Annotated in this window: 15 protein-coding genes; 14 read left to right on the forward strand and 1 reads right to left on the reverse strand. The window is 71.1% G+C overall.

The window, feature by feature from the left end; translation table 11 throughout:
* Positions 1-96 precede the first annotated feature (96 nt).
* The 14 genes from ACFWRT_RS11515 to ACFWRT_RS11580 all read left to right on the forward strand — a co-directional run bounded on the left by ACFWRT_RS11515 (position 97) and on the right by ACFWRT_RS11580 (position 12,888).
* Positions 97-522 carry an NADH-quinone oxidoreductase subunit A gene (locus ACFWRT_RS11515; RefSeq protein WP_380953573.1) on the forward strand — a complete coding sequence of 142 codons (426 nt, stop codon included), beginning with the start codon at positions 97-99 and terminating at the stop codon, positions 520-522.
* Entirely contained in the window at positions 513-1,193 is a 681-nt protein-coding gene (locus tag ACFWRT_RS11520) for an NADH-quinone oxidoreductase subunit B (protein WP_380953564.1), read from the forward strand. The genes ACFWRT_RS11515 and ACFWRT_RS11520 overlap by 10 nt, the downstream gene beginning before the upstream one ends.
* Complete coding sequence (locus tag ACFWRT_RS11525; protein WP_381121260.1) at positions 1,190-2,605, forward strand: NADH-quinone oxidoreductase subunit C; 1,416 nt, start codon at positions 1,190-1,192, stop codon at positions 2,603-2,605. The genes ACFWRT_RS11520 and ACFWRT_RS11525 overlap by 4 nt, the downstream gene beginning before the upstream one ends.
* Entirely contained in the window at positions 2,602-3,570 is a 969-nt protein-coding gene (locus ACFWRT_RS11530) for a complex I subunit 1/NuoH family protein (RefSeq protein WP_380955120.1), read from the forward strand. Before ACFWRT_RS11525 ends, ACFWRT_RS11530 begins: the two co-directional genes overlap by 4 nt.
* Positions 3,570-4,145, forward strand: a complete 576-nt coding sequence (locus tag ACFWRT_RS11535) for a NuoI/complex I 23 kDa subunit family protein (protein WP_380955121.1) — start codon at positions 3,570-3,572, stop codon at positions 4,143-4,145. The genes ACFWRT_RS11530 and ACFWRT_RS11535 overlap by 1 nt, the downstream gene beginning before the upstream one ends.
* The gene (locus ACFWRT_RS11540; RefSeq protein ID WP_380955122.1) at positions 4,142-4,768 is read left to right on the forward strand and encodes an NADH-quinone oxidoreductase subunit J family protein; all 627 of its coding nucleotides are present in this window, start codon (positions 4,142-4,144) and stop codon (positions 4,766-4,768) included. The genes ACFWRT_RS11535 and ACFWRT_RS11540 overlap by 4 nt, the downstream gene beginning before the upstream one ends.
* Entirely contained in the window at positions 4,768-5,124 is a 357-nt protein-coding gene (nuoK, locus tag ACFWRT_RS11545) for an NADH-quinone oxidoreductase subunit NuoK (protein ID WP_109979154.1), read from the forward strand. The genes ACFWRT_RS11540 and nuoK overlap by 1 nt, the downstream gene beginning before the upstream one ends.
* The gene (locus tag ACFWRT_RS11550) at positions 5,121-7,121 is read left to right on the forward strand and encodes an NADH-quinone oxidoreductase subunit 5 family protein (RefSeq protein WP_380955123.1); all 2,001 of its coding nucleotides are present in this window, start codon (positions 5,121-5,123) and stop codon (positions 7,119-7,121) included. Before nuoK ends, ACFWRT_RS11550 begins: the two co-directional genes overlap by 4 nt.
* Entirely contained in the window at positions 7,118-8,836 is a 1,719-nt protein-coding gene (locus tag ACFWRT_RS11555; protein WP_380955124.1) for a complex I subunit 4 family protein, read from the forward strand. Before ACFWRT_RS11550 ends, ACFWRT_RS11555 begins: the two co-directional genes overlap by 4 nt.
* A complete protein-coding gene (locus tag ACFWRT_RS11560; RefSeq protein WP_380955126.1) occupies positions 8,833-10,401 on the forward strand; it encodes an NADH-quinone oxidoreductase subunit N in 1,569 nt (522 codons plus the stop codon). Before ACFWRT_RS11555 ends, ACFWRT_RS11560 begins: the two co-directional genes overlap by 4 nt.
* A gap of 118 nt (positions 10,402-10,519) precedes the next feature.
* The gene (mscL, locus tag ACFWRT_RS11565; protein ID WP_380955128.1) at positions 10,520-10,975 is read left to right on the forward strand and encodes a large conductance mechanosensitive channel protein MscL; all 456 of its coding nucleotides are present in this window, start codon (positions 10,520-10,522) and stop codon (positions 10,973-10,975) included.
* 288 nt (positions 10,976-11,263) lie between these two features.
* A complete protein-coding gene (gene htpX / locus ACFWRT_RS11570) occupies positions 11,264-12,127 on the forward strand; it encodes a zinc metalloprotease HtpX (RefSeq protein ID WP_018510621.1) in 864 nt (287 codons plus the stop codon).
* Positions 12,124-12,516 carry a YccF domain-containing protein gene (locus tag ACFWRT_RS11575; RefSeq protein WP_380955130.1) on the forward strand — a complete coding sequence of 131 codons (393 nt, stop codon included), beginning with the start codon at positions 12,124-12,126 and terminating at the stop codon, positions 12,514-12,516. The genes htpX and ACFWRT_RS11575 overlap by 4 nt, the downstream gene beginning before the upstream one ends.
* Positions 12,517-12,615: 99 nt before the next feature.
* The gene (locus ACFWRT_RS11580) at positions 12,616-12,888 is read left to right on the forward strand and encodes a GlsB/YeaQ/YmgE family stress response membrane protein (RefSeq protein ID WP_380955131.1); all 273 of its coding nucleotides are present in this window, start codon (positions 12,616-12,618) and stop codon (positions 12,886-12,888) included.
* 13 nt (positions 12,889-12,901) lie between these two features.
* Here ACFWRT_RS11580 and ACFWRT_RS11585 read toward each other — a convergent pair whose 3' ends face one another.
* The gene (locus ACFWRT_RS11585; protein ID WP_380955133.1) at positions 12,902-13,585 is read right to left on the reverse strand and encodes an alpha-ketoglutarate-dependent dioxygenase AlkB family protein; all 684 of its coding nucleotides are present in this window, start codon (positions 13,583-13,585) and stop codon (positions 12,902-12,904) included.

The raw sequence follows: 13,585 nt of genomic DNA on the forward strand, positions 1-13,585 counted from the left end.
GCCTAGACTCCCGTGCGTACAGAGGGGCCCCGGATACGTTCGGGGCGACAACCGGATGACGAGGAACACGGGGTGGACGTGAGGGACGTGGCGTACGTGCCGGAAGTGCCGCACGTGGCGTACGTGCCGGTCCACCAACAGACCGCCCTCGCCTCGGAGTACTTCCAGAGCTACTCGGTGGTCGGCCTGCTCGCCGTGGTCGGCGTCCTGTTCGTCGCCGTGGCCTTCGGAGCCGGACGGCTCCTGCGGCCCGTGGTCCCGACGCCGGAGAAGCTCCTGACGTACGAGTGCGGCGTCGACCCGGTCGGAGAGGGCTGGGCCCACACCCAGGTCCGCTACTACGTCTACGCGTTCCTCTATGTCATCTTCGCCGTCGACTCCATCTTCCTGTTCCCGTGGGCCACGGTCTTCGCGGCACCCGGATACGGCGCGACCACGCTGGTGGAAATGTTCATCTTCCTCGGCTTCCTTGCCGTGGGACTGCTCTACGCATGGAAGAAGGGCGTCCTCGCATGGGCCTGACGAGCCGGCCGACCCCCGCAGGACACCAGCCGGAACCCTCCGCCGGCCCACAGGCGGCAACCGGGCCGGAACCGGTGCTCCTCCCGGAACCGAAGCGTCTCGGCATCCTCTCCCGGCTCGCGCCCGAACCGATGAAGGTCGTCCTCAACTGGGGCCGCCGCTACAGCCTCTGGGTCTTCAACTTCGGACTCGCCTGCTGCGCCATCGAGTTCATCGCCGCCTCCATGGCCCGCCACGACTTCATCCGGCTCGGCGTGATCCCCTTCGCCCCCGGCCCCCGCCAGGCGGACCTGATGATCGTCTCCGGCACGGTGACGGACAAGATGGCCCCCGCGGTGAAGCGCCTCTACGAGCAGATGCCCGAACCGAAGTACGTCATCTCCTTCGGCGCCTGTTCCAACTGCGGCGGCCCCTACTGGGACTCGTACTCCGTCACCAAGGGCGTCGACCAGATCATCCCCGTCGATGTGTACGTACCCGGCTGCCCGCCCCGGCCCGAGGCGCTGCTCCAGGGCATTCTCAAGCTCCAGGAGAAGATCGCGCGCGAGTCCCTGGCGGAGCGGTACGGGGACGGCCCCAGCCTCTCCGGAGGTACCCCCTCCACGGCGGCGCTGCGCAGCGGCCTGGTGACCGCACCTACACCACCGGCAGCGGGGGAGGAGCAGCGGTGAGCGAGCGTCAACCCGAGGGCCACCCCCCGTACGACCGGCTCCCGGACGCCGTCACGGAGCTGTTCGGCGAGAGTGCGACGGCGGAGTCGGCCTACGACCTGCTCACCGTCGACGTCCCCGCCACGGAGTGGATCACCGCACTGCGGACCGCCCGCGACGGACTCGGCTGCACGTACTTCGACTGGCTCAGCGCCGTGGACGAGCCGGGCACCGGCTTCCGCGTCTGCGCGCACGTCGCGGCGCTCGGCGGCGGCACGGTCCGCCGGCTGATGCTGCGCACCACCGTTCCGCACGACGTGGCCGCCTTGCCCAGCGCGATCGACGTCTACGCGGGCGCGGCCTGGCACGAGCGCGAGACGCACGAGATGTTCGGCGTCGCCTTCGAGGGCCACCCCGGCCTCGCCCCGCTCCTGCTGCCGGAGGGCTTCGAGGGCCACCCGCTCCGCAAGGACTTCGTCCTGGCTGCCCGGGTCGCCAAGGCCTGGCCCGGTGCGAAGGAGCCGGGCGAGTCCGAACACGGCGGCCCCAAGCGGCGCACGATGCTTCCCCCCGGCGTCCCGGACCCGAACGAATGGGGCCCCCTCAAGGGCCAGCTCCCCCCGGCCGCAGCCCGCCCGGGCCGCGCAGCGCGCCCGGCGGCGACGGCCGCCGACCGCCCACCCCGCCGCACCCGCTCGGCGACCGAGGGCTCAGCGGCGCAACGCCCGCGCACGACCCCGCCCGAGCCCTCGGGCCCGGGGTCTCCGGAGTCGGGGGGCCTCGCGCCTGAGGCCCCGGCACTTGGCACTCCCGCACCCGGGTCGTCGGACGCGGCTTCGCCGGAGGCCGTGCAGCCGCCGCCCGCGACCACGCCTCCCGCGACCACGCCTCCGGGAGGCGCGTCGTCCGGCGACGTACCGCCCGGTTCACCCCCGGCCCCCCGCCCGCGCCGCACCCGTTCCGCGTCCGACGGTTCGGCGAGCCAGCAGCAGCCCCCGGGGGCCGACGCGCCGCGCCCGCCGCGCCGCTCCCGCTCGGCCTCCCAGGGCTCGGCGAGCCAGCGCGCCCGCGCGACGGACGCCCCTTGGCACGACGCCCAACCGGCGTTCGACGACCCGGATGCCTCACCGGGTGGCCCCGAGGCGGAGAGCGGCGACCCGTCTTCCCAGCCCCTCCGGCGTTTGAGGAGCGGGGGTCCGGGGGCAGAGCCCCCGGTTCGGGAAGGGGCGGGTAGGGGAGAAGCCCCGCGCAGCGGCCCCACCCCCGCCCCCACCGAGCCCAGGACCACCCCGGACCCCGACCCAGACCGCCCGCCGACGGACGAGCCCACCCCCACCGAGCCCGAGCCCGAGCCCAAGTCCGAGCCCGAGCCCAAGTCCGAGCCCACGCCTGACCCCGACAACCCCCACCCCGCCGGAGGCGATCCCGAGTGAACGACGTACTCGACGTCGCCCTCCGCCTGGCCATCGTCTTCGTCGTGTTCCTGGTCGCCCCCCTCCTCGTGGGCCAGACCGAACACAAGGTGATGGCCCATATGCAGGGCCGCCTGGGCCCCATGTACGCGGGCGGCTTCCACGGCTGGGCCCAGCTCGTCGCGGACGGCGTGAAGTTCGCGCAGAAGGAGGACGTGGTCCCGGCCGCCGCCGACCGCCGCGTCTTCCAGCTCGCCCCCGCCGTCGCCCTCCTCCCGTACCTCCTCGTCCTCGTGGCCATCCCCATCGGCCCCGGCGACGGCGCGGTGGGCCAGGTCATCGACGCGGGCATCTTCTTCGTGCTGGCCGTCATGGGCATCGGCGTCCTCGGCTCGCTCATGGCGGGCTGGGCCTCGGCCAACAAGTTCTCCCTCCTCGGCGGCCTCCGCACCGCCGCCCAGCTCCTCTCCTACGAACTCCCGATGCTCCTCGCCGCCGCCTCCGTCGCCATGGCGGCCGGCACGGTCTCGCTCACCGGCATCCTCGACGCCTTCGCGTGGTGGTGGCTGCCCTGGCAGATCACCGGAGCCCTGGTCTTCTTCGTCGCCGGCCTCGCCGAACTCCAGCGCCCGCCCTTCGACATGCCGGTCGCCGACTCCGAGATCATCTTCGGCGCGTACACCGAGTACACGGGGCTGCGCTTCGCCCTGTTCCTGCTCGCCGAGTACGCGGGCATCGTCATCCTCTGCGCCCTGACCACCGTCCTCTTCCTCGGCGGCTGGCACGGTCCCTTCGGAGCCGACGGACTCGGCTGGCTCTGGACCCTCCTCAAGACCGCCCTCCTCGCGTTCGTCGTCATCTGGCTGCGCGTCAGCTACCCGCGTCTGCGTGAGGACCAGTTGCAGAAGCTCGCCTGGACCACCCTCGTCCCCCTCGCCCTCGCGCAGATCGCGCTCACCGGCATCGTGAAGGTGGCGATCAACTGATGCCCCCGATCCCCGGATCAGGCCTCGCCAAGGGCCTCGCCGTCACCCTGCGCACGATGACGAAGAAGACCGTCACCGCGCAGTACCCCGACACCCAGCCCGAACTCCCGCCCCGCTCACGCGGTGTCATCGGGCTGTTCGAGGAGAACTGCACGGTCTGCATGCTCTGCGCCCGTGAGTGCCCCGACTGGTGCATCTACATCGACTCCCACAAGGAGACGGTGCCGCCCGCCGCCCCCGGCGGACGCGAGCGCAGCCGCAACGTCCTGGACCGCTTCGCCATCGACTTCTCCCTCTGCATGTACTGCGGTATCTGCATCGAGGTCTGCCCCTTCGACGCCCTCTTCTGGTCGCCCGAGTTCGAGTACGCGGAGACGGACATCCACGAGCTCACCCATGAACGGGACAAGCTCCGCGAGTGGATGTGGACCGTGCCGGAGCCGCCCGCGCTCGACCCCGGGGCTGAGGAGCCGAAGGAGATCGCCGCCGCCCGCAAGACGGCCGACAAACTCGCCACCCAGCAAGTCCAGCAAGTCCAGCAAGCCCAACAGAGCGAGGACGGAGGAACCCCGTGACGCACTCCATCGCAGCGCCGTTGGCCGCAGCCGTCGCCGACCACCCCGGCTTCCTCTCCCCGACCGGCGTCGAGATCGCGTTCGTCCTGGTCGGCCTCGCCACCCTCGGTGCCGCCGTCATCACCGTCACGACCAGGCAACTGGTGCACGCCGCCCTCTGGCTCGTCGTGGCGCTCGGCGGACTGGCCGTCGAGTACCTCCTGCTCACGGCCGAGTTCATCGCCTGGGTGCAGGTACTGATCTACGTCGGTTCCATCGTCGTCCTCCTCCTCTTCGGCCTGATGCTCACCCGGGCCCCCATCGGCCGCTCCCCGGACGCCGACTCGGGCAACCGGTGGGTCGCCCTGGGCGTGGCCCTCGCCTCGGCGGCCGCGCTCGTCTGGGTCGTCGTGGACGCCTTCCGTACGACCTGGATCGACCTCGAAGGACCGGCCCAGGGCTCCACCGCCGTCACCGGAGCCTTCCTCTTCCGGAACTGGGTCCTCCCCTTCGAGGCGCTCTCCGTGCTGCTGCTCGCCGCCCTCGTCGGCGCCATCGTCCTGTCCCGCAAGCACGACACGGACGCCGCCGTGCGGCCCGCCCGTAACACGGAGACCCGACGCGGCAAGGAGGGACAGAGCTGATGCACCTCGCCTATCCAGCCGTACTCGCCGCCCTCCTCTTCTGCACCGGCCTCTACGGCGTCCTCGCGCGCCGCAACGCGATCCTGGTCCTGATGTCCGTCGAGCTGATGCTCAACGCCGTCAACCTCAACCTCGTCGCCTTCGACGTCTGGCTCCGCGACACCCTGCACTCCGGCCAGGCCCTCACCCTCTTCACCATCGCCATCGCCGCCGCCGAGATCGGCATCGGCCTCGCGATCGTCCTCGCCGTCTACCGCAACCGCGGCTCCTCCGACATCGACCGGCTCCGCGACACCGCCGAGACCGACGACGCCGAAACAGCACGGAGCACCACGAACGCAGAGGCCACCTCGTGACCACGACGACCCTCGCCGCCCTCGTCCCGCTCCTCCCCTTCCTCGGAGCCGTCGCCGGACTCGCGCTCGGCCGCACCGCCCCCGGCTTCGTCCGCCCCCTGGCGATCCTGCCGACGCTCACCGCGGCCGTCCTCGCCGTGCTCGTCGCCGTCCGCCAGGGCGGCGGCCGCGCCATCGACGCCGCGACCCAGCTCACCCCCACCGGGTCCGTCCCGATCGACCTGGCGCTGCACCTCGACGGCTTCGCCGTACTGGTCGCCGTCCTCGTCACCGTCGTCGCCACCTGCGTACAGCTCTACTCCACGGCCTACCTCCGCGACGACGCCCGCTACCCCTCCTACGCGGCCCTGGTCTCCCTCTTCACCTCCGCGATGCTGCTCGTCGTCTACTCCGGCGACCTCATGGTGCTCCTGGTCGGCTGGGAGATCATGGGCATCTGCTCGTACTTCCTGGTCGGCCACTACTGGGAGACGCCCGAAGCCCGCGCCGCCTCCCTCAAGGCCTTCCTCGTCACCAAGCTCGGCGATGTCCCCTTCCTGATCGGTCTGTTCGCCCTCGCCGCCGACACCGGCAGCTTCCGGATCACCAAGATCCTGGCGGCCGTCACCAACGGAGGCCTGGACCACCCCACCCTCATCGCCCTGCTGCTCCTCGCGGGCGTCGCCGGGAAGTCCGCCCAGTTCCCCCTGCACACCTGGCTGCCCGACGCGATGGCCGGCCCCACCCCCGTCTCCGCGCTCATCCACGCCGCGACGATGGTCGCCGCCGGGATCTACTTCGTGGCCCGGCTGCTCCCCGTGTTCGCCGCCTCCGGCGCGGCCCTCGTCGTCCTCGCCGTGATGGCGGCCGTCACGATGATCGGCTCCGGGCTCGCCGCCCTCGCCCAGGACGACATCAAGCGCGTCCTCGCCTACTCGACGATCGGTCAGCTCGGCTACATGTCCGGCGCCCTGGCCGTCGCCGACCGTGGCGCCGCCGTCTTCCACCTGATCTCGCACGGTGCGTTCAAAGCGGTCCTCTTCCTCGCGGCCGGCGTCGTCATCCACGCCGCCGGCACCAACTCACTCGCCGCCATGTCCCGCATGGGCGGCCTCGCGCGCCGGATCCCCGACGCCTACTGGACGATGACCGTCGCCCTCCTCGCGCTCGCCGCCATCCCGCCGTTCGCCGGCTTCTTCTCCAAGGAAGCCGTCCTCGTCGCCGCCGAGCACACCGCGATGGGGGACCGGACCGTCGCCCCCGCCGCCGCGGGCTGGACGATCCTCGTCGCCGGGCTGCTCGCCGCCGTCCTCACCGCCGCCTACGCCACCCGCCTCTGGCTCCTCGCCTTCAAGGGCCGCGGCACCGAAGTGCCCGACCACGGCCGCCAGCCCCTCGCCATGACCTCCGTCCTGTGGGTCCTGGCCGTCCCCACCATCGCCTTCGGACTCACCGCGGGCGTGATCGGCGACTGGTTCGACGGACACGCCCTCACCCCGTCCCTCACCACGGCTGTCCTCTCCACCGGCGTCGGCCTCGTCGGCGGTCTCGTCACCTACGGCGCCTGGCGCCACACCACGGCGCTCGCCGCCCGTACCCCCATCGGCGCCGTCGCCGCCCACCCCGGCGCCGAACCCGCCCTCGTCGAAGCCGAGGCCATGACGTCCCACACCGCCGCCTACGGCACCATCGCGGACGCCCCCGACCCGGCCGACCCCGGACGCCTCCTCCTGGGCCCGCTCCACCGCCACGCGGTCACCGGCTTCCACCTCGACGCCCTCTACACGGCGCTGTTCGTCCGGCCCGTCCAGCAGGCCGCCCGCCTCGTGCGCTTCCTGGACCGCGCGGTCGTCGACACCTACGTCGACGGCTCGGGCGCCGCCACGCGCCTCCTCGGCACCGCCGTACGCCGTGCCCAGACCGGAAACGTGCAGACCTACCTCAGCGTCCTGCTCGCCGGTTCCCTCGTCCTGGCGATCGCCGCCGTCGTCTTCGCCAACGTCAACGCGGGGTCGTGACCGTGATCGATATCAGCCCGTCCGTGATGCAGTTCCTTCTCGCGTTCATCGTCGTCGCCCCGCTCCTCGGCGCCGTCGCGGCCCTGCTCCCCGCCCCGCCCGGGCTCAGGGGCAAGAACCCCGACCAGGCCGTGCTCCGCCACGGCGTGACCGTGACCGGCGCCGTCCTCATCGCCGCGATCGTCCTGGCCGTCGGCTTCGACCACGACCACCCCGCCACGATGCAGGCGACCACCGACATCAGCTGGATCCCGGCGCTCGGCGTCCGCATCCACCTCGGCATCGACGGCATCTCGCTCCCCCTCCTGCTCCTGACCGCGCTGCTGACCTTCCTCTGCGCGCTGTACAGCTACTTCAAGCTGCCCGCGGGCCCCTCACCGAAGGCGTTCACCGCCCTCGTCCTCGTCCTGCAATCCGGCACCCTCGCCACCTTCGCCGTCCTCGACCTGCTGCTCTTCTTCCTCGCCTTCGAGATGGTCCTCATCCCGATGTACTTCCTCATCGCCCGCTGGGGCGGTGACCAACGGCGCGCCGCCGCCTGGAAGTTCATCCTCTACACGCTGCTCGGCTCGGTCGTCATGCTGCTGGGCCTGCTCCTCATCGGGCTGAAGAGCGGCACCTTCGACATGGTGGCACTCGCCACTGACAACGGCCGTGGCCTCACCACATCCGTGCAGGTCATCGCCGTTCTCGCGGTCGGCATCGGGCTCGCCGTGAAGACCCCGATGTGGCCCCTGCACAGTTGGCTCCCCGACGCCCACACCGCCGCCCCGACCGTCGGCTCGGTGCTCCTGGCGGGCGTCCTGCTGAAGATGGGAACGTACGGATTCGTCCGGATCCTGCTCCCCATCGCCCCCGACGGCATGCGCACCTTCGCGCCCTGTCTCGCCGCCTTCGCCGTCGTCGGCATCGTCTACGGGTCGCTCGCCTGCCTGGCCCTCGCCCGCAACGGCGCCAAGGGGGACCTCAAGCGGCTCATCGCGTACTCCTCCGTCGGCCACATGGGCTTCGTGCTGCTCGGCATCGCCACCATGACGCCCACCGGGGTCAACGGCGCGCTCTTCGCCAACATCGCCCACGGCCTCATCACCGGCCTGCTGTTCTTCCTGGTCGGCGCCATCAAGGACCGCTACGGCACCGCCGACCTCGACACCCTCGCCGGCGCCACCGGAGCCGCCCTCTACGGCCGGGCGCCCCGCCTCGGCGCCCTGCTCGCCTTCGCCGCGGTCGCCTCGCTCGGCCTGCCCGGACTCGCCGGATTCTGGGGCGAGATGCTCACCCTGTTCGGCGCCTACAGCCCCGCAGAAGGCCTCAGCCGCCCGGCGTTCCGTACGTTCATGGCCATCGGCGCGTTCGGTACCCTCCTCACCGCCGCGTACATGCTCATCGTGGTCCGCCGCGTCTGTATGGGCGAGCACGCGCCCCACTCCCAGCTCTCGCCCGACGACCGGACCCCGCAGCCGACAAACGCGCCCCAGTCGGCAGACGCGCCCAATCCGGCAGACGCGCCCCAGCCGCCGAGCGCGCCCCGGCGCTCCGGGGCCACCGGAGACCGGCCGGCCACCACGCCGCAGCTCGCCGACATCCAGGGGTACGAAGCCGCCGCCTGGACCCCGCTCGCCGCCCTCACCGTCCTCGCCGGACTCTGGCCCGCGATCCTCCTCGGCCTCACCGATCCGGCCGTGCAGAAGCTCCTCGCAGGAGGCAAGTCGTGACCGCGGACCTCAGCACCGCCCCGGGCGCCCTCACCGCGGCGGCCGACACCGCCCCCAGCGTCGTCCAGTCCATCGACTGGCTCGCCATCGCGCCCCCCACCCTCACCGCGCTGGCCGCCCTGCTGGTGCTCGTCGCCGACCTCTTCCTCCCCGAGCACCGCAAGAAGCTCCTCGGCTACGGAACTCTCACCGCCCTCGCCGCCGCCCTCGCCCTCCTGATCCCGCTGCGTGCCGGCGACCGCTCCACCTTCTGTGTCACCACCGGCGCCCAGGCGTGCAGCTACACCGCCGACCACTTCACCCTGGTGATCCAGGCCCTCGTCCTGGGAGGGGCGTTCCTCACCGCGCTGCTCTCCCTCGACGACACCCGGAAGCTCCCGGCGGGCGAGTACTGGTTCCTGCTCCTCGCCTCCGCGGCGGGCGCGGCCCTCCTGCCCGCCTCCCGCGACCTCGCCACCCTCGTCGTCGCCCTGGAGGTCGCCTCGCTGCCGGCCTTCGCCCTCGTGGGCATCAAGCGCGGTGACCGGCGCTCCTCCGAGGCCGCGCTCAAGTTCTTCCTCTCCTCCGTCGTCGCCACCGCCGTCATGCTCCTCGGCGTCAGCTTCGTGTACGCGACCACGGGCACCCTGCACCTCACCGAGATCGCCGCCCACCTGGACGACGTACCTCCGGTGCTCGACACCCTCGCCAAGACCGGCGTCGTCCTCACCCTTGTCGGCTTCGCCTTCAAGACCGCCGCGGCCCCCTTCCACTTCTGGGTCCCCGACACCTATGTGGGTGCCCCCCTCCCGATCGCCGCCTATCTCTCCGTCGTCGGGAAGACCGTCGGCTTCTCGGGCCTCATCCTCGTCACGGTCATCGCGTTCCCTTCCTATGCCGACGTCTGGGGCCCCGCGGTAGCCGTCCTGGCCGCCCTCACCATGACCGTCGGCAACGTGGCGGCCCTCCGCCAGAGGGCCGACCGTGCCCGCAGCGCCGTCCGGCTCCTGGCCTGGTCCTCCGTCGCCCAGGCCGGCTATCTGCTCGTCCCGATCGCCGCCGCCGCGTACTCCAGCGACGAACAGATCGGCTCCACCGTCGCGTACGCACTCATGTACGCCGTCGTGAACCTCGGCGCCTTCGCCGTCGCGGCTCTCGTCGCCCGTACGGAACCCGGCAACCGCATCGCCGACTACCGGGCCCTGTACGCCACCCGCCCGCTCGCCGCTCTCGCGCTCGGGTTCTTCCTGCTCTGCCTGGCCGGGCTGCCGCCCGGCATCATCGGGCTCTTCGCGAAGGTCACCGTCTTCTCGGCGGCCGTCGACGCGGGGCTCGGCTGGCTCGCCGTCGTCATGGCCGTCAACGTGGTGATCGCCCTCTACTACTACCTCCAGTGGACCGCGATCCTCTTCAGGAGCCCGGAAACCACGGACCCGACCACTGGAACGCCAGCCTCCGGAACACCGCGCCGATTCCGGGCCCCGGTCCCGCTCACCACGGCGATCGTCCTCACCACGGCCGTCGGCGTCCTCCTCTCCGGGGCCCCGCAACTGGTCCTGAGGTTCGCCGCCGTCAACCTCTTCTGACGTCTCTCGGAGGCGGAAGATCGGTTTGCCCAGGGCGGCCGCCACAGGGCAAGGTCGTGGCTGCCCACGTCACATACACGGCGAAGACGTACGAAATCCATAGAGGAGAGAGAGAGCAGTGCTGAACGGGTTCAAGGACTTCATCCTGCGGGGCAACGTCATCTCGATGGCGATCGGCCTCGCCGTCGGAGCAGCCTTCACCGCCGTCGTCACCGGCTTCAGCAACGCCTTCATCACCCCGTTGATCGGCCTCGCCACCCGTGGCACCGGAGACTTCAGCAAGGCCTTCTACAGCGTCGACGGAGTGAAGTTCCCCTACGGCCTCTTCGTCAGCGCCGCGATCGCCTTCATCATCACCGCCGCGGTCCTCTACTTCTGCGTCGTCGTGCCCATGACCAAGGTGCAGAACCGCTTCACCAAGGAGGAGGAGGTCGACATCAAGGCCGCCCTCCGCGACTGCCCGCGCTGCTTCAGCGCGATCCCCGCCGTGGCCTCCCGCTGCGCCCACTGCACCAGCGAGGTCGAGCCCGACCCCGAGGCCGTCGCCCTCGCCAAGCTGCCCGTCCAGCGCTGAGCCGGGCTGCGCGTCCGGCACCGAGTCGAGCCCCCGCCCCGTGCGGAGCCCCCTGCCCGTCCAGCGCTGACGCACACACGCCCCGACACCCGTACGGCCCAGTGCCACGCTGTACGGGCCAGGAGCCGGAACCGGCCGGATCACGCCGGAACGGCCCCGCCCTCCGGCCGCACGCACAAGGGAACTAGCTTCCCTCGCCTGGCGTTGACCAGTACGGGAGGCTCCACTGGGGGAGTGGAGCACCACCATGCAAAGGGTTCCCCTGCTGCACCACTTGGAGGGCGTACCGTGCACCGCCGGCACAACGGGCTGAAAACCGCCGTACTCCTCGGGGGCCTGTCCGCACTCATCATCATCATCGGCAGCTTCTTCGGACGTACGGGCCTCGTCATCGCCCTCGTCGTGGCCGTCGGCACCAACGCGTACGCCTACTGGAACAGCGACAAGCTGGCTCTGCGGGCGATGCGGGCCCGCCCCGTGAGCGAATTCGAGGCGCCACAGCTCTACCGGATCGTCCGCGAGCTCTCCACCGCGGCACGCCAGCCGATGCCCCGCCTCTACATCTCACCGACCCAGGCGCCCAACGCGTTCGCCACCGGCCGTAATCCGCGCAACGCGGCCGTCTGCTGCACCGAGGGCATCCTCCAGATCCTCGACGAGCGGGAGCTGCGCGGGGTCCTGGGCCACGAGCTGAGCCACGTCTACAACCGGGACATCCTCATCTCCTCCGTCGCCGGAGCGCTCGCCTCCGTCGTCATGTTCCTGGTCAACTTCGCCTGGCTCATCCCCATCGGCCGCTCCAACGATGATGAAGGCCCCGGCCTTCTGGGCATGCTCCTGATCATGATCCTCGGCCCGCTCGCCGCCTCCGTCATCCAGCTCGCGGTCAGCCGTTCCCGCGAGTACGAGGCCGACGCCTCCGGAGCGCAGCTCACCGGGGACCCGCTCGCCCTCGCGAGCGCCCTGCGCAAACTCGACGCAGGAACGAAACAGCTCCCGCTGCCCCCGGAGCCGAGGATCGAGACCGCGAGCCACATGATGATCGCGAACCCCTTCCGCCCCGGACAGGGGATGGCCAAGATGTTCTCCACCCATCCGCCGATGGCGGAGCGCATCTCCCGACTGGAACAGATGGCAGGTCGCCGCCCATGAAAACCATCCTGAACATCATCTGGCTCGTCCTCTGCGGGTTCTGGATGTTCCTCGGCTATCTCCTCGCAGGCGTCCTGCTCTGCATCACGATCATCGGCATCCCGTTCGGCGTCGCCGCCTTCAGGATCGGGGTGTACGCGCTCTGGCCCTTCGGCCACACCGTCGTCGACCGCAGGGACGCCGGATCGCCCTCCTGTGTCGGCAACGTCCTCTGGCTGGTCCTCGCCGGATGGTGGCTCGCCCTCGGCCACATCACCACCGGCATCGCCCTCTGCATCACGATCATCGGCATCCCCCTGGGCATCGCCAACTTCAAGCTGATCCCCGTCTCGCTGATGCCGTTCGGCAAGGAGATCATCCCCACGGACCAGCCGTTCGCTGCCCGCTAGGACGTGGTCCTCCGGCGAGGCAGCCATTCCTCTTGGCAACCGAACGTGTGCTCGCTGCGTCTTGTCTTCCAAGACCAAGCAAGGGGTAGGAGCAGCGGCATGAGCATCGTCGGTTGGATCGTTCTCGGGCTGCTCGCCGGAGTCATAGCCAAAATCCTGCTCCCGGGCCGCGACCCGGGCGGCATCATCGGGACCACCATCATCGGCGTCGCCGGTGCCTTCGTCGGAGGCTGGCTCTCCAGCCAGTTCCTCGACCGTCCCATCAGCAACGACTTCTACGACACCGCGACCTGGATCGCCGCCATCGCCGGCTCCCTGGTCCTGCTGATCCTCTACCGGCTGCTCTTCGGCCACTCCCGCGAACGCCGCTGACCGCTCCCGGGGCTCAGCTCAGCCCCGTCTCCCGCAACGTCACATTCAGCCGGCCGGCCCGCAACCCCGCATCGGGGTCGGCCGATCCCGCGTACACCTTCGGCACCCCGTGGAACGCGAAGCGCGAAGGGCCGCCGAAGACGAAGAGGTCCCCGGAGACCAACTCCACGTCTGTGTAGGGCTGCCCGCGACTCTCAGGGTTCCCGAAGCGGAACACGCACGTAGCCCCGATGCTCAACGACACCACCGGAGCGCCCGACCGCTCCTCCTTGTCCTGGTGCATCCCCATCCGCGCCGCGTCGTCGTAGAAGTTGATCAGTGCGGTGTCCGGAGTGAACGCCTCCGCCGCGCCCTCGTCCTCGTACGCCTCCGCCACCGCCGCCCGCCCCAGCGCGACCAGCCACTGCGGCAGCGGGGCCACCGGCGCGCCGTTCACATCGTCGGCGGTACGGGTGTAGCGGTACGGCTGCCAGTGCCACCCCAGGCACACCGTCCGCACCGACATCACGCCGCCGCCCGGCAACACCGTGTGCCGCAACGGAACCGGCCCCCGGGCCCACTCCCGGCACGCCGACACCAACTCCCGCCGCCGCTCCACCGGGAGCCACTCCGGTACGTGCACGGCACCCGGCGCGACCACCTGCCGGGGCCGGGGGAACAGCCCGCCCGCCGCCGCCGGAACCCCACGTGAGACCAC

The sequence above is a fragment of the Streptomyces cyaneofuscatus genome (assembly GCF_042718795.1).
Lineage (GTDB): Bacteria > Actinomycetota > Actinomycetes > Streptomycetales > Streptomycetaceae > Streptomyces > Streptomyces cyaneofuscatus_A.

What these genes read in the sequence shown, in the direction of transcription:
- ACFWRT_RS11520 (WP_380953564.1), top strand. Translation starts at nt 513, where the DNA reads ATGGGCCTGACGAGCCGGCCGACCCCCGCAGGACACCAGCCGGAACCC.
- ACFWRT_RS11535 (WP_380955121.1), top strand. Translation starts at nt 3,570, where the DNA reads ATGCCCCCGATCCCCGGATCAGGCCTCGCCAAGGGCCTCGCCGTCACC.
- ACFWRT_RS11580 (WP_380955131.1), top strand. Translation starts at nt 12,616, where the DNA reads ATGAGCATCGTCGGTTGGATCGTTCTCGGGCTGCTCGCCGGAGTCATA.
- nuoK (WP_109979154.1), top strand. Translation starts at nt 4,768, where the DNA reads ATGCACCTCGCCTATCCAGCCGTACTCGCCGCCCTCCTCTTCTGCACC.
- ACFWRT_RS11575 (WP_380955130.1), top strand. Translation starts at nt 12,124, where the DNA reads ATGAAAACCATCCTGAACATCATCTGGCTCGTCCTCTGCGGGTTCTGG.